Annotated in this window: 21 protein-coding genes; 17 read left to right on the top strand and 4 right to left on the bottom strand. The window is 50.0% G+C overall.

Going from position 1 to position 21,607, the window contains the following annotated elements:
- Positions 1-3 precede the first annotated feature (3 nt).
- From queE to H8K38_RS14195, 4 genes are read left to right on the top strand one after another with little or no spacing between them, the layout of a single operon-like run.
- Positions 4-639, top strand: coding sequence for a 7-carboxy-7-deazaguanine synthase (queE, locus tag H8K38_RS14210; RefSeq protein WP_186885487.1), 636 nt, complete (start codon positions 4-6; stop codon positions 637-639).
- Positions 640-646: 7 nt separating this feature from the next.
- Positions 647-1,090, top strand: a complete 444-nt coding sequence (gene queD, locus H8K38_RS14205) for a 6-carboxytetrahydropterin synthase QueD (protein ID WP_186885486.1) — start codon at positions 647-649, stop codon at positions 1,088-1,090.
- Between the two features lie 23 nt (positions 1,091-1,113).
- A complete protein-coding gene (gene tadA, locus H8K38_RS14200; protein ID WP_186885632.1) occupies positions 1,114-1,629 on the top strand; it encodes a tRNA adenosine(34) deaminase TadA in 516 nt (171 codons plus the stop codon).
- A 9-nt stretch (positions 1,630-1,638) separates the two neighbouring features.
- Complete coding sequence (locus H8K38_RS14195; RefSeq protein WP_186885485.1) at positions 1,639-2,556, top strand: LD-carboxypeptidase; 918 nt, start codon at positions 1,639-1,641, stop codon at positions 2,554-2,556.
- Positions 2,557-2,675: 119 nt separating this feature from the next.
- On the opposite strand, the gene H8K38_RS14190 is transcribed toward H8K38_RS14195, so the two are convergent.
- Positions 2,676-4,340 (bottom strand): MFS transporter, encoded by a 1,665-nt coding sequence (locus tag H8K38_RS14190; protein WP_186885484.1) that lies wholly within the window; start codon positions 4,338-4,340, stop codon positions 2,676-2,678.
- Positions 4,341-4,781: 441 nt separating this feature from the next.
- On the opposite strand from H8K38_RS14190, the gene H8K38_RS14185 reads away from it, so the two are divergent.
- From H8K38_RS14185 to H8K38_RS14135, 11 genes are all read left to right on the top strand, one after another.
- A complete protein-coding gene (locus tag H8K38_RS14185; RefSeq protein ID WP_186885483.1) occupies positions 4,782-5,960 on the top strand; it encodes an acetyl-CoA C-acyltransferase in 1,179 nt (392 codons plus the stop codon).
- Between the two features lie 130 nt (positions 5,961-6,090).
- Positions 6,091-7,908: an acyl-CoA dehydrogenase gene (locus tag H8K38_RS14180; protein ID WP_186885482.1), complete on the top strand. Its 1,818-nt coding sequence runs from the start codon at positions 6,091-6,093 to the stop codon at positions 7,906-7,908.
- Between the two features lie 188 nt (positions 7,909-8,096).
- Complete coding sequence (locus H8K38_RS14175) at positions 8,097-8,888, top strand: SDR family oxidoreductase (RefSeq protein WP_186885481.1); 792 nt, start codon at positions 8,097-8,099, stop codon at positions 8,886-8,888.
- A gap of 2 nt (positions 8,889-8,890) precedes the next feature.
- Positions 8,891-9,355: a PaaI family thioesterase gene (locus H8K38_RS14170; protein ID WP_186885480.1), complete on the top strand. Its 465-nt coding sequence runs from the start codon at positions 8,891-8,893 to the stop codon at positions 9,353-9,355.
- A gap of 168 nt (positions 9,356-9,523) precedes the next feature.
- Entirely contained in the window at positions 9,524-10,828 is a 1,305-nt protein-coding gene (locus H8K38_RS14165) for a serine hydrolase (RefSeq protein WP_186885479.1), read from the top strand.
- A gap of 9 nt (positions 10,829-10,837) precedes the next feature.
- On the top strand, positions 10,838-11,839 hold the full coding sequence (locus H8K38_RS14160) for an NADP-dependent oxidoreductase (RefSeq protein ID WP_186885478.1): 1,002 nt from the start codon (positions 10,838-10,840) through the stop codon (positions 11,837-11,839).
- A 94-nt stretch (positions 11,840-11,933) separates the two neighbouring features.
- Positions 11,934-12,833 (top strand): SDR family oxidoreductase, encoded by a 900-nt coding sequence (locus H8K38_RS14155; RefSeq protein WP_186885477.1) that lies wholly within the window; start codon positions 11,934-11,936, stop codon positions 12,831-12,833.
- 101 nt (positions 12,834-12,934) lie between these two features.
- The gene (locus H8K38_RS14150) at positions 12,935-13,831 is read left to right on the top strand and encodes an alpha/beta fold hydrolase (RefSeq protein ID WP_186885476.1); all 897 of its coding nucleotides are present in this window, start codon (positions 12,935-12,937) and stop codon (positions 13,829-13,831) included.
- 71 nt (positions 13,832-13,902) lie between these two features.
- Positions 13,903-14,337: a thioesterase family protein gene (locus tag H8K38_RS14145; protein ID WP_186885475.1), complete on the top strand. Its 435-nt coding sequence runs from the start codon at positions 13,903-13,905 to the stop codon at positions 14,335-14,337.
- Positions 14,338-14,343: 6 nt separating this feature from the next.
- On the top strand, positions 14,344-14,772 hold the full coding sequence (locus tag H8K38_RS14140) for a GNAT family N-acetyltransferase (RefSeq protein ID WP_370527164.1): 429 nt from the start codon (positions 14,344-14,346) through the stop codon (positions 14,770-14,772).
- A gap of 403 nt (positions 14,773-15,175) precedes the next feature.
- Positions 15,176-16,921, top strand: coding sequence for a methyl-accepting chemotaxis protein (locus H8K38_RS14135; RefSeq protein ID WP_186885474.1), 1,746 nt, complete (start codon positions 15,176-15,178; stop codon positions 16,919-16,921).
- Between the two features lie 81 nt (positions 16,922-17,002).
- Here the strand turns inward: H8K38_RS14135 and H8K38_RS14130 are convergent, their stop codons facing one another.
- From H8K38_RS14130 to H8K38_RS14120, 3 genes are read right to left on the bottom strand one after another with little or no spacing between them, the layout of a single operon-like run.
- Positions 17,003-17,620, bottom strand: coding sequence for a LysE family translocator (locus H8K38_RS14130; protein ID WP_186885473.1), 618 nt, complete (start codon positions 17,618-17,620; stop codon positions 17,003-17,005).
- Between the two features lie 8 nt (positions 17,621-17,628).
- Positions 17,629-18,438 (bottom strand): alpha/beta fold hydrolase, encoded by an 810-nt coding sequence (locus H8K38_RS14125; RefSeq protein ID WP_186885472.1) that lies wholly within the window; start codon positions 18,436-18,438, stop codon positions 17,629-17,631.
- 1 nt (position 18,439) lies between these two features.
- Positions 18,440-19,750 (bottom strand): O-acetylhomoserine aminocarboxypropyltransferase, encoded by a 1,311-nt coding sequence (locus tag H8K38_RS14120; RefSeq protein WP_186885471.1) that lies wholly within the window; start codon positions 19,748-19,750, stop codon positions 18,440-18,442.
- A 153-nt stretch (positions 19,751-19,903) separates the two neighbouring features.
- Between H8K38_RS14120 and H8K38_RS14115 the strand changes: the two genes are divergently transcribed.
- Together H8K38_RS14115 and H8K38_RS14110 are read left to right on the top strand one after the other, a co-directional pair.
- Positions 19,904-20,353, top strand: a complete 450-nt coding sequence (locus H8K38_RS14115) for a CBS domain-containing protein (RefSeq protein WP_186885470.1) — start codon at positions 19,904-19,906, stop codon at positions 20,351-20,353.
- Between the two features lie 86 nt (positions 20,354-20,439).
- Complete coding sequence (locus tag H8K38_RS14110) at positions 20,440-21,432, top strand: NAD(P)/FAD-dependent oxidoreductase (RefSeq protein ID WP_186885469.1); 993 nt, start codon at positions 20,440-20,442, stop codon at positions 21,430-21,432.
- Positions 21,433-21,607: the final 175 nt, after the last annotated feature.

Below are 21,607 nucleotides of genomic sequence, written 5' to 3'. Positions count from 1 at the left end.
GACGTGACCTATAGCGTCAAAGAAATTTTTTACACTTTGCAGGGCGAAGGCAATCATGCTGGTCGTCCTGCAGTGTTTTGCCGTTTTTCCGGTTGCAATTTATGGACTGGCAGGGAAGAGGATCGCGCATCAGCGGTCTGTCAGTTTTGTGATACGGATTTCGTCGGCACTGACGGTGTTGGTGGCGGTAAATTTAAATCTGCACAAGATCTGGCTGCAGCGATTAATGCCTTGTGGCCAACTTCGTATACCGCCAGCAAATATGTGGTGTTCACTGGCGGCGAACCGTTACTGCAACTCGATGCAGACCTGATTGCGGCGATGCATGCTGTTGGCTTTGAAATTGCGATTGAAACCAATGGCACCTTGTCTGTACCTGAAGGCGTTGACTGGGTTTGCGTGAGTCCCAAAATGGGCTCGGAGCTTGTAGTTCGCAAGGGCAATGAAATCAAGGTCGTGATTCCGCAAATCGGGCAAGACATGGCGACATACGCCAATCTTGATTTTGAACATTACTTCGTGCAAGCGATGGATGGGCCATTAAGAGACGATAATCTGCGCCGCGCAATTGATTTCTGCAAACAGCATCCGCAATGGAAGCTGAGTTTGCAGACACATAAACTCCTACAAATTCCTTAAGTTTTACATGTTAACGATTACCCGAAAAATGGAATTCGATGCAGGCCATCGTATTCCCGATCACAGCAGCCAGTGCCGTAATTTGCACGGTCACCGCTATACTTTGCAAATCACGCTGACTGGCGATGTGGTGCAACAGGACGGTGAGTCCGATAACGGCATGATTATGGATTTTGGCGATATCAAGGCGCTGGCCAATCAGCATCTGGTGGGTCTGTGGGATCATTCCTTTATCGTTTATGAAAACGATCATGTGATTAAGAATTTTCTTGCGCAGCTTCCCGATCATAAAACGGTCGTGATTGATCGCGTTCCTACCGTTGAAAACCTCGCGAAGATCGCTTTTGATATTCTCAAAGATGTCTACCATGATCGCTTTGGTCGTAGTCTGAAACTGACCAAAGTGACTCTGTACGAAACGCCTAATTGCTGGGCAGAGATAGACGGCTGATCGTGACTGACGCGTTGACGACCATGCAAGCTGAGTCGGATATTGCATTTATGCGTCTGGCTTACGAGCAGGCAAAGCTCGCATGGGCGGCCGGGGAAGTGCCGGTCGGCGCTGTGGTGGTAAAAGAGGGCGTGGTGATCGCAACGGGCTACAACCGACCGATTGTGGATCATGACCCTACCGCGCATGCCGAAATCATGGCTTTGCGCGCTGCCGCAGATGTACTCGGCAATTACCGTTTGCCCGGATGCGAGCTATACGTCACCTTGGAGCCTTGCGTGATGTGTGCCGGAGCGATGATGCATGCGAGATTATCGCGTGTGATTTTTGCAGCTCGGGACCCCAAAACCGGGGTCGCCGGATCGTTATTGAATATCTTTGATCAGACGCAGTTAAACCATCACACACTAGTGACGCCAGGCGTGCTCGCTGACGAATGTGCGGCACTGTTGAAAGATTTTTTTGCCAGTCGTCGTCAGGCGGCAGCGGCTCAGAAATTACAAGCGAGGGCGACCGTGTCGTCCTCTGTCTCGGAATAACCGATCACCATGCAATTCACACTTCCTACATTAAAAGCGCCGGTTGGCATTGCTGTCGTCGCACCAAGTGGCGGGCCACTCGATGATGCTGCGGTTGTCCGCGGTCTCGACACTCTGCAGCGGCAAGGTTTTGTCGTGCAGAGTTATTATCAGCCAGAACAACGATTTCAGCGTTTTGGTGCCAGTGATGAACAACGTGTCGCGCAGTTACACGCAGCAGCAAGTAACCCTGATGTCAGTATCGTGATGGCGTTGCGCGGCAGCTATGGTTTTTCACGGCTGTTGCCACATCTGGATTTCGATTTGTTGGCGAATAGCGGCAAGGTGTTTGTCGGTTACAGCGATTTCACCTTAATGCATCAGGCTATGCTGGCGCACGGAAGACTCAGTATTGCCGGGCCTATGCTGTACGGCGATTTCACCAGTGACAAACTGTCGGAATACACCTTATCGCAATTCATTCAGTGCATTTCTCATCAGCGTCATCAGGTCGGGTTTTCTTGTGCGGAGTCGTCTGCAATTGAAGTGCAGGGGCGTTTGTGGGGCGGCAATCTGGCGATGCTGACCCATATCATAGGAACGCCTTACTGGACAGAAGTGGAAGATGGGATATTGTTTCTGGAAGATATAGGCGAACATCCTTACCGCGTAGAGCGCATGCTGTTGCAAATGCATTTTGCAGGTATTCTTGAAAAGCAAAAAGCGATCGTATTAGGTGATTTTTCTGGCTATCAGCTGGCCGCGCATGATCGTGGCTATGATTTTTCTGAGATGCTCAACTACGTGCGCAGTGTCGTCAATGTGCCGGTGATTACAGGCTTACCTTTCGGGCATATTCCTGATCGCGCAAGTCTGGTTGTCGGCAGTGCGGCCACATTAAAAGTTGCTGATCAACAGGCACAACTCATCATGGATTATCAGTTTTAATTTTTTGTTTCAGTGCTACTGGAATAAGCCGTGACAGAATAAAAAAGCCGCCCAAATTATTGGACGGCTTTTTCTTTTTACCGGTAGGTTATCGCGCAATTACTTGCCCGTTTTGAGACTTAATCGTCAGCGTAAATATCGTTATCTTTGGTTTCCTTGATGAACAAGGCGCCAATCACAAACGTCATCAACGCAATTACGATCGGGTACCAGAGACCATAGTAAATATCGCCTTTGAATGCCACCAGTGCAAACGCAGTTGTCGGCAGCAAACCACCAAACCAGCCGTTACCGATATGGTAAGGCAAGGACATGGATGTGTAGCGTATGCGTGTTGGGAACATTTCTACCAGCATCGCTGCGATAGGGCCGTACACCATCGTGACGTAGATCACCAGAATGATCAGCAATACCAGTACCATCGGTTTGTCGATCTGCTTAGGATCAGCTTTGGCAGGGTAGCCGGCAGCTTTGATTGCATCAGCCAATTCTTTGGAGAATGCTTTATCTTTTGCTGCAGCTTCTTCTTTTGGCAAGCTTGTTGCATTGAAAGAAGTAATGACTTTGTCACCGACTTTGACAGTAGCTTGCGTACCTGCAGGAGCAACTTCATTGGAGTAGTTGACAGATGCTGCTGCCAGTTTTGCTTTCACGATGTCGCAGGACGAAGTGAATTTCTTCGTGCCTGTCGGGTTGAACTGGAATTGGCAATCAGCAGGATCAGCAGTTACAACCACTGGCGCATTTTTCAATGCAGATTCCAATGCCGGATTTGCGTAGTGTGTCAGCGCGTTGAAAATCGGGAAGTAAGTTACTGCAGCAATCAGGCAACCAGCCAGGATGATAGGCTTACGACCAATTTTATCGGACAGTGAACCGAACACGATAAAGAACGGTGTACCGATAACCAGAGATGCGGCGATCAACAGATTCGCTGTCGCTCCATCGACCTTCAATGTTTGTTGCAGGAAGAACAGAGCGTAGAACTGACCTGTGTACCAAACCACTGCCTGACCAGCGGTCAGACCAACCAGCGCCAGAATAACGATTTTCAGGTTTTTCCATTGACCGAAAGATTCAGTCAATGGTGCTTTCGAAGTTTTGCCTTCAGCCTTCATTTTCGCGAACGCTGGCGACTCGTTCATGGACAAGCGAATCCAGACGGAAATCGCCAGCAGGAACACAGACACCAGGAACGGAACGCGCCAGCCCCATGAAGCGAATTCTTCTTCGCCGATTGCCTGACGAGTACCGAGAATCACCATCAATGACAGGAACAAGCCCAGTGTTGCTGTGGTTTGTATCCATGCAGTGTAAGCACCGCGCTTGTCATGCGGAGCATGTTCCGCAACGTAAGTTGCCGCACCGCCGTATTCGCCACCGAGAGCCAGACCTTGCAGAATACGCAAAGAGACCAGAATGATCGGCGAGACAATTCCCCAGCTTGCGTAGCCTGGCAGCAGGCCGACGCAGAAGGTGGAACCACCCATGATCAGAATCGTGACCAGGAAAGTGTATTTACGGCCTATCATGTCGCCGAGGCGACCGAATACCAACGCGCCGAAAGGACGGACGATAAAGCCGGCGGCGAATGCCAGCAAGGCAAAAATGAACGCAGTGTTAGGATCGGTGCCAGCAAAGAATTGCTTAGCAATGATGGCTGCCAGTGAGCCATACAGATAAAAGTCATACCATTCAAAAACGGTCCCCAGAGAAGATGCAAAAATTACTTTTCGCTCTTCCGCTGTCATTCCGCTTGACGTTGCAATAGGTGCTGTCGCCATGCTTGTCTCCTGATTTATGTTTTATATATATAAAGTATGTTGGCAAAGCCTGTCATTGATGGAAATAGAACTTCTGACATTTTTTGCACAACTTGAGTGTGCAAGCTGAAACTTACGGCATGCTTTCTTCAAACTTACAGAAACTTACAAGAGTGAAAATTTTTTCGCTGATTTTTTACCGGGAAAACAGGAATAAAATAAGCTGAAAATTTTGCGAACGGTCGTACTAAATTATGCTATTCTGCTTCGCAAGCAATTTATTCCGCATCCGTTTTTATCTGCATTGCTGCGTCTTAATGTGGCTGTACATAGAGAGGAATGTAGTAACGGGACAGTATTTGCAGGTGCATTACCTGCTCAGGTTGTGCAGATCCGTTTTTCAGTAGTCAGTTTTTAGTAGCACCAAGAATTACTTAAAATTCAACTCACAGGAGACACCTCATGAATGATGCAGTTATTGTTTCTACCGCCCGCACTGGTTTAGCTAAGTCCTGGAAAGGGGCTTTTAATATGACGCATGGCGCCACTCTCGGTGGGCATGTGTTAGCCGCAGCGATATCCCGCGCTGGTATCGATTCAGCAGAAGTGGAAGATGTCATCATGGGGTGTGCGACACCTGAAGGTGCGACTGGCAGCAATATCGCCCGTCAGATCGCATTGCGTGGCGGTTGCCCGGTCACCACCAGCGGCATGACTGTGAATCGTTTTTGCTCGTCCGGTTTACAAACAATCGCGATGGCAGCGCAGCGCATTATTGCCGGTGAAGGTGATATTTATGCTGCTGGCGGTGTTGAGTCTATTTCCTGCGTACAAAATGAAGCGAACACGCACATGCTGGTGGAACCCTGGTTGAAGCAGCACAAGCCAGAAGTTTACTGGCCGATGTTGCAGACCGCAGAAACAGTCGCCAAGCGTTACAACATTTCCCGTGAACGTCAGGATGAATACGGCGTACAAAGCCAGTTACGTGCAGCAGCAGCGCAAGCGGCCGGCCTGTTCAACGCTGAAATCGTACCGATGACGACCACCATGGGTGTCGCCGATAAAGCCACTGGTATGCTGGTGACACGTGAAGTCACGATCGCGGCTGATGAAGGCATTCGCGCAGACACGACACTGGAAGCAGTATCAAAAATCCGTTCTGCTGTTCCGGGTGGTGTGATCTCTGCGGGGAATGCAAGCCAGTTTTCCGATGGCGCTTCGGTTGCTATCGTCATGAACAGTAAAGTCGCTGAAGCCAAAGGCTTGCAACCGCTGGGTATTTTCCGTGGTTTTGCTGTCGCTGGTTGCGAACCGGACGAAATGGGTATCGGCCCTGTGTTTGCGATCCCTAAACTGTTGAAAAAAGCCGGACTGAAAGTAGAAGACATCGGCTTGTGGGAATTGAATGAAGCATTCGCGGTACAAGTTTTGTATTGCGCCGACAAGCTCGGTATTCCTATGGACAGATTGAATGTCAACGGCGGTGCGATTGCGGTCGGCCATCCTTACGGTGTATCCGGCGCTCGTCTGACGGGTCATGCATTGATCGAAGGCAAACGCCGTGGCGTGAAGTATGTGGTCGTTACGATGTGTATCGGTGGCGGACAAGGCGCAGCCGGTTTATTTGAAGTCGTCTGATAAAGTCTGGTCTTGGGCGTTCATGTGAGCCGGTGTCGCTGACACTGTCTCGCATGAACTGCCTTATGGTCTTACTAACCGTCTGATTCAAGGTCTGATCACCATTTTCCGAAACGTCACCGGAACTGCCATGTCATCCAAAATTCTCTCCCGCCGCGACCTCGATTTTTTGCTGTACGAATGGCTGAATGTCGAATCCCTCAATCAACGTCCCCGTTTTGCTGAACACAGCCGCGAAACTTTCAGTGCGGCGCTCGATACCTGCGAACAAATCGCGACCGACTTATTTGCCACCCACAACAAGAAAAGCGACCAGAATGAGCCGCATTTTGATGGCGAAAAAGTGCATATGATTCCCGAAGTCAAAACTGCCCTGAACGCGTTTCGCGATGCGGGCTTACTGGCCGCCGGTCAGGACTTTGATTTCGGCGGTATGCAACTGCCTTGCGTGGTTGAAAAAGCCGGTTTTGCGTATTTCAAGGGTGCCAATGTCGGCACCGCATCCTATCCGTTTTTAACGATAGGCAACGCGAATACCTTGCTGAAATGCGGCACGCCGGAACAAATCGAGTCGTATGTCAAACCTATGCTGGAAGGGCGTTTCTTCGGCACCATGTGTTTGTCCGAACCGCAGGCCGGTTCCAGCTTGTCCGATATCGTCACCCGTGCCGAGCCGCAGGCCGATGGCAGTTTCAGACTGACCGGTAACAAGATGTGGATCTCTGCCGGTGAGCATGAGCTGTCGGAAAATATTGTTCATCTGGTGCTGGCAAAAGTGCCGGATGAAAATGGCAAACTGATTCCCGGTGTCAAAGGTATTTCTTTATTTATCGTTCCTAAGTTCGTGCTGGACGAGCAGGGCAATCCGGGCGAGCGGAATGATGTGGTGCTGGCTGGTCTGAATCACAAAATGGGCTATCGTGGCACCACGAATTGCCTGCTGAATTTTGGTGAAGGCAAGTACAAGCCGCAGGGCAAAGCCGGTGCTATCGGTTTCCTGGTTGGTACTTTGCATCGCGGGCTTGCGAATATGTTCCATATGATGAACGAAGCCCGTATCGGTGTTGGTCTTGGTGCGGTCATGCTGGGTTATACCGGCTATCTGCATGCACTCGATTATGCCCGTAATCGTCCGCAGGGACGCGCGCCACTGAACAAAGATCCGGCAGCGCCGCAGTTGCCCATCATTCAGCATACGGATGTGAAACGCATGTTGCTGGCGCAAAAATCGTATGTCGAAGGCGGTCTGGCGTTGACGCTGTATTGCGCACGGCTGGTCGATGAAGAGCGCACCGGCACCACGCCGGAAGCGCGGCAAAACGCCAGCCTGTTGCTGGAAATTCTGACGCCTATCGCTAAATCCTGGCCTTCGCAATGGTGTCTGGAAGCGAATAATCTGGCGATACAAGTGCATGGCGGCTACGGCTACACCCGTGAATATAACGTCGAACAGTTTTATCGCGACAACCGGCTGAACCCGATTCATGAGGGAACGCACGGCATTCAGGGGCTGGATTTACTTGGTCGCAAAGTCGTGATGCAGGATGGTGCTGCGCTCGAAGCACTGGGTACGGCGATACATAAAACCCTGTTAAAAGCCGCAACGCATCCTGAGCTGGCGGCCTACGACAAAGCGCTGGCGCGGGTGCTGCAGCGTCTTGCGCAAGTGACGCAGCAATTGCATGCCTGTGGCGACACCAATAAGACACTGGCAAATGCATCTGCCTATCTGGAAGCTTTCGGTCACACCGTGCTGGCGTGGATATGGCTGGAGCAGGCGTTGCTGAGTCTGCATAAAGAGGATGCGCATGACGCAGACTTTTATGCCGGCAAGCTGCAGGCGTGTAAATATTTCTTTCAATGGGAATTACCGAAGGTACATCCGCAGCTGGATTTACTCGCCAGCATCGATACAACGACCTACGACATGCAAGATAACTGGTTTTAATACTCCCGGGAGTATATTTTAAAACCCAATGAATATAAGGAGATAAAGGGGATTTTGAAGGATACTCCCCCTTTATCCTCTTTTTATCTCATTTTTCAGAACAAATTCCGGCATAAATTCGACATAAATTTCGACATAAATTTCGACATAAATTTCGGCATAAATTTTGACATAAACGGAGACGACCGATGAGCACAGCACGTACAGTTCAGCAATTATTCAATCTGAGTGGTAAAACCGCTCTGATCACGGGTGGTTCCCGTGGTCTGGGTTTGCAAATGGCCGAAGCGCTGGGTGAGCAGGGCGCCAGCATCGTTTTATCTTCGCGCAAGCAATCCGATCTGGATGAAGCCGTTGCGCATTTACAAAGCCGTGGTATTCAGGCCAGCGCCATCGCTGCAGATTTATCCAAAGAAGAAGCGGTGACGCCGCTGGTGGACGAAGCCTTAAAACGTCTTGGGCATATCGATATTCTGATCAATAACGCTGGCGCCACCTGGGGTGCACCGGCGGAAGATTATCCGGTCGATGCCTGGGATAAGGTGATGAATCTGAATATCCGCAGTATTTTTTTACTGTCGCAGGCGGTCGGCAAACGTTCCATGATTCCACGCAAATCGGGGCGGATTATCAACGTCGCTTCGATTGCCGGTCTGGCGGGTAATGCGCCGGGTACGATGCAGACGATTGCGTATAACACCTCAAAAGCCGCCGTGATCAATTTCACCCGCACGCTGGCCGGTGAATGGGGTGTCCACGGCATCACGGTCAATGCGATTGCACCGGGATTTTTCCCATCCAAAATGACCAAGGGTTTGCTCGAACATCTGGGCGAAGAAAAAATCGCCAGAGAAGCGCCTTTGCAACGCATCGGTGATGACGAGGATCTGAAAGGGGTTGCCCTGTTGTTCGCTTCGGATGCCGGCAAACATATCACCGGACAGACGCTGGCGGTTGATGGCGGTGTGTCGGCGGTGTAAGCATGAGCAGCGAAACTCCAACAGCGCAGCCGTTACAGCAGCCGAGCCAGACCTTAAATCCTTTTCTGCATGATCTGGGTGTCGAATTTCTGGAAATGGAAGATGGTCACGCCAGACTCTCGCTCGATCTGACGGAACGCCACATGAACAGCTGGCAGATCACTCACGGCGGCGTCATCATGACGATGCTGGATGTGGTGATGGCCATGGCTGGGCGTTCGCTGCATGAAGATCTGAAAGGCGTCGTCACGGTAGAAATGAAAACCAGTTTTCTGCAGCCGGGCGGTGTCGCCGGTGGTCGTATCGAGGCGCGTGGTAAGGCTTTTCATCAATCGACGACGATGTGCTTTTGCGAGGGAGAAGTCTGGAATGGCGACAGACTTGTTGCCAAGGCGATGGGAACGTTTAAATATCTGCGGCGCCTGAAATCCGGTGAGAACATGAAAAAGTTATACGGCAGTGACTAGAAAGGTTTGAGCTGACGAATGTGGTAAGGAGTGACAGGACGAAGAAGCCTGAGCCGCGTGAACGTACTGACCCTCAGCAAAAACAAAAGTAAAAAGTAAAAAGTAAAAAGTAAAAAGTAAAAAGTAAAAGCAGTGCTTGCAAGTCCAACTAAAAAAACAGGAGACAACATGCAGCAGACTTTCACCATCACGGTTCTGGCAACGATACTTGGCGGACTCTGTATCAGCAGTGCCATCGCCCAGAGCAGCTTGCCCGACCCCGCTGCCACCGACCCGCAAAAGCTGGGCTGGATGCAGGGTTTTCCACCCGCACCTGACAAACTCGTTCAGTTTGCGAATGGCAGCAGCTATCAGTTCCCGCGCACCCGCTGGTCGTTCTCACATTCCCGTGAGCTGGGGCCCACCGCGAATGTCTGGCATGGTGCCGGGCATGTTTCAGTGTTGCCGCAGGCATTGCAATCACTTGATGATCTGCGTTTCAAGGACGGTAAAAATACCGAAATCCGCTGGGCGGATATGCTCGCGAATACCTACACCGACAGTGTGCTGGTCATGCATAAAGGGAAGGTGATCTACGAAAAATATTTCGGTATCAGCAAACCTTATCTGCCACATATTGCGATGTCGGTCACCAAATCTTTTGTTGGCACTTTAGCGGCCATGCTGGCAGCCGAAGGAAAAATTAATCCGTCTGATCCGGTGACGAAATATATCCCTGAGCTCAAGGACAGCGCGTATGCCGATGCAACGGTGCGTCAGGTCATGGATATGACAATCGGTGTGCAGTATTCCGAAAATTACGCTGATCCAAAAGCTGAGATATGGGATTACGCGCGCGCCGGTGGTTTGCTGCCGACAGCACCCGGTTACAGCGGGCCTAAGAATTTTTACGATTTCCTGACTAAACTTAAAAAAGAAGGCGAACACGATCAGGCCTTTGCCTATAAGACCGTGAATGCAGAAGTGCTGGCGTGGATAGTACGCCGCGCGTCCGGCCAGTCTTTGTCTGATTTGATGTCGGACCGTCTGTGGCAGAAACTGGGTACCGAAAACGATGCCTATTTTGCGGTCGATAGTCTGGGCACGGAGCAGGGCGGTGGCGGTCTGAATCTGACCCTGCGCGATATGGGGCGTTTCGGTGAAATGATGCGTAACGGCGGTCAGTTTAACGGTCAGCAGATTATCCCGCAGGAAGTGGTCGCTGATATTCGCAAAGGCGGTGATCCTGCAAAGTTTGCTCAGGCAGGCTACAAAAATTTGCCTGGTTATTCTTACCGGAATATGTGGTGGGTAGGACATAACACCCATCAGACCTTTGAAGCGCGCGGCATTCATGGTCAGCGTATTTATATTGATCCGGTGGCTGAAATGGTCATCGTCAAATTTTCATCCCATCCAACCGCTGCGAATGGCGCGAGTGACCCTGTCACTTACCGTGCGTTTCAGGCGCTGGCTAATCATTTAATGAAGTGAGATTAATTTATGTCTTCTACTTATCAACGTATCGTTTTAGCTTCCCGTCCACAAGGTAATGTCAGGGCAGACAATTTCCGTCTTGAGACATTACCGGTACCAGAAATCAAGGATGGCGAAGTCTTAATCCGCAATCATTTCTTATCGCTCGATCCGTATATGCGTGGTCGTATGGAAGAAACGAAAAGCTACGCCGCACCACAGCCTTTAAATGAAACCATGATAGGCGGCACGGTCGGCGAAATCATCGCCAGCAACAATCCGCGCTTCGCTGTTGGCGATAAAGTGCTGGGCATGTTGGGTTGGACTGAAGTGGCCGTGTCCGACGGCGCATTGTTACGCAAACTCGATGCAGCGTCGCCGATTCCTTTATCGGCTTACCTTGGTGCTGTCGGTATGCCGGGCCTTACCGCGTGGTATGGGCTAACACAAATCATGCAACCGAAAGCCGGTGAAACCGTCGTCGTTTCTGCCGCCAGTGGTGCAGTTGGCAGTGTGGTCGGGCAATTGGCGAAGCAAATGGGTTGCCGCGTTGTCGGTATTGCCGGTGGCGCCGAAAAATGTGCTTACGTGGTCAATGAGCTGGGCTTTGATGCTTGCGTGGATTATAAGGCCGGCAATCTGGATGCCGATCTGGCGGCAGCAACGCCGGATGGCACTGATGCCGTTTTTGAAAACGTGGGCGGCGAAGTATTTGATGCGAGTCTGGCGCGTATGAATCCATTTGGCCGTATCGCCATGTGCGGCATGATTTCCGGTTATAACGGCGAGCCGATTGCCATTAAAAATGCGCGTGCATTTCTGACGATGCGACTGACGATGCGCGGTTTCATTGTGTCGGAACACATGGATTTATGGCCGCAGGGTCTGAAAGAACTGGGAACGCTGGTAGCGACCGGAAAATTGAAATTCCGCGAATCCATCGCTGAAGGTATTGCGCAAGCGCCGGAGGCATTTATCGGTCTTCTGAAAGGACAGAATTTTGGTAAGCAGCTCGTTAAGCTGAGCTGAAAAATAAACTCAAAAATAAACTGAAAAATAAATTTAACAACTGTGTGATCAGGGAGTGATATCCCATTTTCATTCGTAAAAATCAGGAGACAAAATGAAAGTATTTAAAGACAGAGTGGCCGTCATTACAGGTGCAGCCAGCGGTTTTGGGCGTGAATTTGCATTGATCGGTGCCCGTCTCGGTATGAAGCTGGTGCTGGCGGATGTACAGCAGGATGCATTGGATAAGACTAAGGCCGAGCTGGAGCAGCTTGGTGCGCAAGTGATTGCGTTGCGTTGCGACGTCCGTCATGCCGAACAGGTGCAGGCGCTGGCGGATGCCGCGATGGAAAAATTCGGTGCGGTTCACCTGGTCTTTAATAATGCCGGTGTTGGTTCCGGTGGTCTGGTCTGGGAAAATACTCAGGCTGACTGGGAATGGGTATTAGGCGTGAATTTGTGGGGCGTGATCCATGGCGTTCGTATCTTTACCAATTTGATGCTGGAGTGTGCCAAAAAAGATCCGGAATACGAAGGCCATATCGTGAATACCGCATCAATGGCCGGGATGCTGAACGCGCCTACGATGGCTGTCTACAACGTTTCCAAACATGCAGTTGTCTCGTTGACTGAATCTCTGTATCAGGATCTGAAGCTGGTTGCAGCACCGATCGGCGCTTCAGTGTTGTGCCCTTATTTTGTGCCGACCGGCATTTCACAATCGCACAGAAATCGTCCGGAAGATGTGCCTGGCGCAGCGCCAACGGCCAGTCAGCGTGCCGCGCAGGCGATGTCGGATAAAGCGGTTAGCTCGGGCAAAGTGACTGCGCAAGAAGTCGCAGAAAATACGTTTAAAGCGATCAGCGATGAACAGTTTTACGTGTTCTCGCATCCGGGTGCCTTGAGTAATGTGCAGGAACGCATGGAAGATATCGTCTTGCAACGTAATCCGGGTGACCCATACAAGGCGGCACCGCATATCCGCGATATGCTCAGAGAAAAACTGAAGGTATAAATCAATAAAAAAATGAGTCAGGAAAAGTCGCTGTGAGCACGAAGAGCGCAGACTCAGGTGCTGACCGCGACGCTCTTATTTACAGATGATCCGGAGACACGATGACCGCAACGATAAAGGCAAATCAATTTGCCACTTTAGATAATGGTACCCGCCTGCATTACGCCAGCGCTGGCGAGCAGGGGCAGCCGCTGATTTTATTTGTCCATGGCTTTCCTGAGTTCTGGTATGAATGGGCGGCGCAGTTGCCCGAATTTGGTCGTGATTATTTTGCAGTCGCACCAGATTTGCGAGGTTTTAATTTATCCGATATGCCCGCGGATCTGAGTGCCTACAAAGCAAAACATATCGTCGATGATTTGCGTTTACTGATACAGCATCTGGGCTATCAGAAAGCCATTGTCGTAGCGCATGACTGGGGCGGTGCTGTATGTTGGAATATGGCCATCGCTTTACCGGCGATGATAGAAAAACTGATCATCATTAATTCTCCGCATCCTTATCTGTTTATGCAGGCACTGGCGAACGATCCGGCACAAAAAGCCGCCAGCGAATACATGAACTGGCTGCGCGCAACCGATTCTGAAATTGCGCTGGCAAAAGATGATTTCGCCTTGATGGATGGATTCTTTAACGGTATGGGGCAGGCGCAGGCGAAGTGGTTTGACCAGGCGACCCGCGGTCGGTATCACGATTGCTGGCGCAAAGGATTGTCAGGCGGAGTAAATTATTATCGTGCCTCGCCGCTGCACCCACCCACCGCTGAAAATCAGGGACCTTTGCAATTACATCTGAATCCGGATGATTTTAAAGTGAATGTGCCAACCCGCATCATTTGGGGCGAGAACGATAAAGCCTTGCCGAAAACCCTTTTGAATGGCATCGAAGATTTCGTTGCCGACGTGCGTATTGAGCGCATTGCCGAGGGTTCGCATTGGCTTATTCATGAACAGCCTGAACGCATCAATCAACTGATACGGCAGTTTCTTGCAGAATGAGTGTGTGCATCCGCGACATCAGCGGATGCACGACAACGATACACCGTAGTGATTTTTAACAGAGATTTATCATGGCAAGATCCGATTTCGCTTTTTTTCATGCCTTACGAGTGCGCTGGTCGGAAGTCGATATGCAGGCGATTGTTTTTAATGGACATTATCTGACTTATTTTGATGTCGCCTTTACCGAATACTGGCGCGCCACAGGTTTGCCCAGCGCAATCATGCAGGCCAAAGAAGGCAAAGAATTGTTTGCCCGCAAGGCAGGCATAGAATACCTGGCGTCTGCCAGGTTTGATGATGTGCTGGATATAGGCGTGCGCTGTCAGACGATAGGTCGTTCGTCCATCCAGTTTTTGATTGAAATTTTTCGGGGTGAAGAACATCTGATATCGGGTGAATTAACTTATGTGTACGCCGATACCACACTGCGCAAGGGAGTTGCATTTCCTGCAGATTGGCGTGCGATAATCACCAGCTTTGAAAAATTGAAACCAGTAGAGTGACTTGTTATGATGACTCCCGCACGCATTGTTTTAGGTGATTGGACTACCTTGCAAAAAGACGCACAGGCAGTACGTTATTCTGTTTTTGTGATTGAGCAGCATATTCCTGTTGAGCTGGAATGGGATGTGATGGATGCCCAGTGTCTGCATGCTGTTGCTTACGATGAAGAGAATCAGGCGATAGGCACAGGCCGTTTGCTGCCTGACGGTCATATTGGTCGTATGGCTGTATTGGAGTCCGCCCGCAATTCCGGTGTCGGTGCGCAGATACTGCGTATCCTGATGGAGCAGGCAAAACTGCGCGGAGATACCGGCGTGCGACTGAATGCACAACAGACAGCTGAAAATTTCTACGTGAAAGAAGGATTTTCACGCGATGGCGAGGTCTTTATGGAAGCCGGTATTCCGCACGTATCTATGTCTCACCCTTTGTGAACCGAAGAGATAGCGAATTGAGGATTGAAAAATTCCTTGTCTGATCCGGTGGAAAACACCTCTTTGTAGCAGGCTCTGGCTGCATCCTTAAAAGCGCATTGTTTATACGGTGCGCTTTTTTATTTGTATTACGTTCACTTTGCAAATCTGATGCAGGGCGGAGACATCATCCTGGCAAAAATATTTTCGTGCGACGTATTTTCATATTTAAATTGACAAATATTAATATGTTATTAAATATGTTATTAAATATGGTATTAGATTTACAAGTATTAATAAATTACATTGATGTATATAGAAAGCAGACGACAGCAGACGATTAAAAAACGATTCAGATAGTGGGCTACACCGTACCAGACATTGAGTATTTCAGTATTCATTTCATTACCGGGAGACACAAATCATGAGAATTGAAGACACCAAGGTATCAAGTCGCTTAACCGCCGGATTTGGTCTGGTATTGAGTTGTTTGTTAATCGTGCTCGTGTTGGGGATCAGCTATCTGCATCAGATGAATAAGCGGATGGAACAAATCGTTCACTTTAACGATGAGGAAATACGGTTGGCGCAGAGTATGTATCTGACGGTTACTGAGAGAGCATTGGCGCTGCGGAATTTGTTGTTGCTGACTGAACAAAAAGAGATACAGATAGAAGTTGATCGTATTACTGCCCAGAATAAAAAATACCATGAGGCCGAGGATAAATTAGAGCAACTCATGAAGCGGGATAGCGAGACGAATGACGCACAACTTAGTTCATTAAATAAAATCCGCGAACAGGCAAAATTATCTGAGCCTTTCATCGCTAAAAGTCTGCAATTAATTCAGCAAGGTAATAAAGATGATTCTTATAAGCTTCTGCGGTATGAATATCGTCCGGTACAAAAGAAATGGTGGGAACTGATCAATGATTTTGTCGTAGATCAGGAAAAGGAGAATAAAGAAGCAGTCATTAAAGCAGAAGCAGATTATCGTGACGCACGAAAAATGCTGATCATATTGGGACTGTTGGCGATCCTGGTTGGTGTGGTCGCTTCGTGGCTGATTATCCGTAGCCTGCTGAGGCAATTAGGTGGCGAGCCACGTTATGCGGTAAAAATTGCAGAAAAAATTGCCGCAGGGGATCTGAGTGTCGATATCCAACTGGCCGCAGGCGATGAGCATAGTCTTATGCACGCAATGCGCGTCATGCGTGATGGTCTTGCTGATATTGTCGGTATGGTGCGCGCCGGTACTGAAACGATAGCGTCAGCTTCAAAGCAGATCGCCTCAGGAAATCTGGATTTGTCTTCCCGTTCAGAACAACAGGCCAGCTCGCTGGAAGAAACCGCCTCTTCAATGGAAGAGTTGACGTCAACTGTGAAGCAGAACACCGATAGTGCACGTCAGGCAAATCAACTTGCGGTGTCCGCTTCAGATGTTGCCGTTAAAGGCGGTACCGTTGTTGCCGAGGTCGTTCAGACGATGGGCTCGATCAACGAATCGTCTCGTAAGATTGTCGACATCATCGGGGTGATTGATGGTATTGCTTTTCAGACCAACATCCTTGCACTGAACGCCGCCGTTGAGGCGGCTCGCGCAGGTGAGCAGGGGCGTGGTTTTGCTGTGGTTGCTACGGAGGTGAGAAGTCTTGCTCAGCGTTCTGCTGAAGCTGCCAGAGAGATTAAAAAGTTGATTGATGATTCTGTCAGTAAGGTGGAAATTGGTGCGAAACTGGTTGATCAGGCGGGATCGACCATGGTCGAAATTGTCAATAGTATTCAGCGCGTGACCAGCATAATGAGTGAAATCATGATGGCGACGCAAGAGCAAACCGCAGGCATCGAACAAATCAATGAGGCGATCGTTCAGATGGATGATGTGACGCAGCAAAATGCTGCACTGGTAGAGCAAGCGGCAGCTTCAGCGTCGGCGTTGCAGAATGAGGCGGATCATCTCAGCCAGCTTGTCAGTACATTTCAGCTCGCTAATATGACAGCGATCCCGCTTGCGGGCACTGAACCCGTCACAAAGCGTGTAACAACGACTTTGCCTGGTAAAAAAGCTGCTGTGGTGAGGGCGCAGACCTCAAGTATTAAAAGACTCAGGCAAGTGAATGATACTGCTCCTGAGAAAAAAGCGGCATCAGATGCCTGGGAAGAGTTTTGATGGTCGGGAGCCAGTTGAGAATCAGTTGATATAAATTGAAATAGATGTCTGAAAAAAGGGAGAGGGTATTCTCTCCTTTTTTCAGACGGCGGCAACCAGCGTGGCAGCACACAATATCAGTACACCTGCGATACGCTCTGTCATTACTGCATATTTTTCTTGTGTCGCCCAATGGCTCGCTTTGCTTGCCAACACACCGTATCCCAGCAAAATAAAAAATTCAGGAATAATGGAGCAGATGGCCAGAATCAGCATTTGCAAACCGACGGCTTCATGCTGATCGATAAACTGCGGCAGGATGGCAACAAAAGTAAGCAATATCTTGGGATTGGTCAATTGCAGACTAAGAGCGCTGAAAAAGATGCGGCTTCCTTTTTGTGGCGGCCCATCCAGTCTGGAGATGCTGATGGGTGAGGGTTTCCCCAGTATTGCTGATAAGCCCAGATAGACCAGATAGGCAGCACCAAGATACTTGATTCCCATGAACAGCGTCGGCGATGTCAGCAGCAGGCTGCCGATACCGGTTGCCGAGAGCGCAAAGTAAATCGCATTCGCTGTCAAAATTCCCAACGTGACAAACAAGGATGTTTTCCAGCCCCGCGCAATGCCATACGCAACCACCATCATGACTGCTGGGCCGGGTGAGAGTGACATTGCGGCTTCTGTCGCAGTGAACAAGGCCCAGCTTTCAAGATTCATCGCCACACTCAGCTACCCCGCACGAAATCGAATAAGGTATCCAGCACGGCATCGGCCTGTTCTGCCATCAGGTCGTGTCCACAATTGTCTATAACGGAAGTTTTGCTATGAGAAATCAGACTACGCAAGCCTGCAATTGCTTTTGGCGGGGTCATCTGATCTTTTTTGCCGAGCAGGAATAAGGTCGGACACCTGACTGATTGCGCAGCGATTTCGCCGTTGCTGTAGGTGTTACAGGCGAAAAAATCCGTATAAAAAACCAGCTCTGGGTTGATGGCAGAAATGCGTTGCATCAGCCTCTTGCTGCCGCCAAGGATGGAAAATCCAGGTCCCGGGCAGGACGGTTTATGCGCAATGCTGCTGTGTGACCAGATGTTCACCATATCAATCGCCGTTTGCTCGTCGTCGCGTGCCGCATTCAAAAGCAGGTCTGATACCTTCATCGGGTAGGCTGTACCTATCATTGCGAGATGACTGACTCTGTCAGGCGCCCGATAACTGGCTTCCAGAGCAATCAGCGAGCCCATACTGTGTCCTGCCAGTGCTGTGCGCTCAATACCGGCAGCATCAAGCAAAGCAATCAGCCAAGTCGCCATCTGCTCTACGTTATTCAGCGCCTGGCCTTTGCTGCGGCCATGGCCCGGTAAATCCACAGCGAGGACGTTATAACCATGATGGGCGAAATAGCGGGACTGTAAGGCCCAGACGGAATGATCATTCTGTGCGCCATGAATAAACACGATGCTTGGCAGCGCAGGATTGAAGGTTTTACCTCCGGTGTAGCAATAAGCGTCTTTTCCTTGAATCTGAAACAGCATCTCAGGCTCCTTTCTGAGCAGCTTTCAAGCCGCGTGTCAGGTCTTCAATCAGGTCTTCGACGTTTTCCAGACCCACAGATAAGCGCAGTGTTCCTTCCGTAATGCCGGATGCCTGCAATTGCTCTGCCGGGACGCGGAAATGGGTGGTGGATGCCGGGTGTATCACCAGCGATTTCGCATCGCCGACGTTCGCCAGATGTGAAAACACATTCAGTGATTCAACAAAGCGCTGACCAGCGGCACGATCGCCTTTCAGATTGAACGAGAAAACCGCTCCACAACCTTTGGGAAGCAGGGTTTTTGCCAGTTCGTAGTCAGGATGTGTTTCTAATTCCGGATAAGAAACCGCAGCAACAGCAGGATGTTTTACCAGGAAATCAACGATTTTGCGGGTATTGGCGACATGTCTGTCCATGCGCAAGCCCAGTGTTTCTATGCCTTGCAGGATAGCGAATGCATTATGTGGGCTCATGCAGGCGCCAAAGTCGCGCAATCCTTCGCGTCGAGCCCGCAAGGAAAATGCGCCGACAGTCGACTCTTCGGCAAACACCATGCCGTGAAAGCCGTCATAGGGTTCGCAAAGCTCGGCAAAACGTCCGGTTCGGTCATACGCTTTCTGCCAGTCGAATGTGCCGCCATCGACCAGTAAGCCACCAATCGCAGTGCCATGCCCGCACAAAAATTTAGTTGCGGAGTGAAAAACCAGATCTGCACCATGATCAAACGGACGTAATAAATACGGCGTGGTAAACGTTGAATCCAGCATCAGCGGTAAATCGTGTGCGTGGGCAATTTCTGCGATCAAAGGTATGTTCAGAACATCCAGTCCGGGATTGCCGAGAGTTTCAGCAAACAAGGTTTTAGTATTTGGACGTATCGCCGCCCGCCAAGCGTCCGGGTCACGCGGATCAACGAAGGTGGTTTCTATGCCAAAGCGTTTTAAGGTATAGGCGAGAAGGTTTTGTGAGCCGCCATACAAAGCACGGGAAGCAACGATATGTGATCCGGCACTGGCAATGGTCGTTAAACCCAGATGCAATGCGGCTTGTCCGCTGGCGACGGCAATGCCAGCAACGCCTCCTTCAAGCGCGGCAATCCGCTCTTCCAGTACTGCATTGGTCGGATTTGAGATACGCGAATACACGTGACCGGCGCGCTCCATATTAAACAGCGATGCGGCGTGATCCGAATCTTTAAACGCAAATGAGGACGTCAGATAAATGGGGGTCGCACGTGCGCCTGTTGTTGGGTCGGGCGTCGCACCAGCATGTAAAGAAAGTGTATCGAATCCGGGATAATGGGGGGCACTCATAAACTCTGGTCTCCGTATTGTGATCATCCAATGCTACCATTAAGACTGCAAAATGAAATTCCGTTTTCATGTTGAACTTGCTGGATTTTTTGCATGGCTTGCGATACATTGAAAACAGTTTTAAAAAAACAGAATACACAGGAGGGGAGCCCCATGAAAGTTTCGGAAATTCTTCAGGTCAAAGGCAACATCCTTTTCACTATCACACCTGATACGCCGATTGCAGATGCGATCAGTGTCATGGAAGAAAAAGACATCGGTTCTCTGGTTGTAATGGAATATGGTGATCTGGTTGGCATACTGACCTTCCGCGAAGTGATTCGCGCGATTCATACGAATAAGGGTTCGCTGGGAAGCGGTACCGTCCGTAAATATATGGACGACCATCCTATGACGGTCACACCGGAAACCGAAGTTAACGAAGTACGTCGCATGATGCTGGAAAAACATTCACGCTATCTGCCTGTCATGGATGCAAAAACGCTGATGGGCGTGATTTCGTTTTACGACGTGGCGCGTGCAGTGCTCGAAGCGCAGAGTTTTGAAAATAAAATGCTGAAAGCGTATATCCGCGATTGGCCTGTTGCCGAAAATGAAGAATAGGTACCGCCTGATGCCGGTTTGATTCGAAATAACGCCCGCTAATAATCAGATGCGGGCGTTTTTTATTGTCTGGAAAAGGGGAAATTATGCATATCGCCATCGTAGGTGCCGGATTATCCGGACTCACCGCAGCTCGTCAATTGCAATCGCAGGGACATCATGTCACCGTGTATGAAAAAAGCCTGGGTGTCAGCGGGCGCATGAGTACACGACAAACTGAGGTTGGCGGTTTTGATCACGGCGCCCAGTATTTCACTGCGACGTCTGACCGCTTTAAAAAAGAAGTCGCCGATTGGAAAAAGCTGGGCTGGGTTGCCGCCTGGGATGCGCGTCTGGCAACACTGGATGCCGGACATGCTAAGCCTGCGGGGCGCAGTTCGACGCGCTATGTTGCCGTGCCTGGTATGAATGCACTTGGTAAACAACTGGCTCATTGTCTGGATGTCCGCAAAGAACAACAAGTACTCGGATTGGAGCCGCATGACAAACAATGGCTACTCAAAATTCAGTCAAATACGGTTGCGATTCCAGCGACGGCTGGCCCATTTGATGCGGTCGTACTGGCAATCCCGGCCGATCAGGCGGTGCCTTTACTTGCTATTGCGCCTAAATTCGCTAAACAAGCGGCACAGGCAAAGCTCGCGCCTTGTTGGACGATGATGCTGGGATTTCAGAACTCTCTGGAGCTGCCTTACGATGGTGCATGGGTTAATCAGTCGCGTCTTGGCTGGATAGCCAGAGATACCTCCAAGCCAGAACACCGCGTAGGCGAACGCTGGGTTGCGCACGCAACACCGGCATGGAGTCTTGAGCATCTGGAGGAAGACCCGGAGCGCGCTAAGGAAAAATTATTAAAAGCCTTCCATGAATCCACCGGATCGTGGGTACAGCCTATTTACGCGGTAGTTCATCGCTGGCGTTTTGCGCAGGCAGAGCATCCATTGGCGCAGGATTGCTTATGGGATGCCAAACTGGGAATCGGTGTCTGTGGCGATTGGTTTGCGACCGGACTGGAAGGCAATGGCAGAGTAGAGCATGCTTTCCTCAGCGCGCTTGCCCTGGCAAAAACAATTTCCTGATGTGTTGAGAATGCTGACAACCCCTATTGCAAGGGTTGTCAGCATCGGCAGTCAATCTGGTTCAACGTGATTGCAATGATTATCGTTGCAGATAAAAAAGCCGGCTGACCCCAAATGTTGGGTGCATGCATCATGCCGAAAAAATTAAATTTAAGCAGACAGCATTACGTGGCTG

It is taken from the genome of Undibacterium sp. FT79W (assembly GCF_014284215.1).
Classification (GTDB): Bacteria; Pseudomonadota; Gammaproteobacteria; order Burkholderiales; family Burkholderiaceae_D; genus Undibacterium; species Undibacterium aquatile.
The sequence above is the reverse complement of the archived record's forward strand: the minus strand, read 5'-3'. Positions and strand labels throughout refer to the sequence as shown.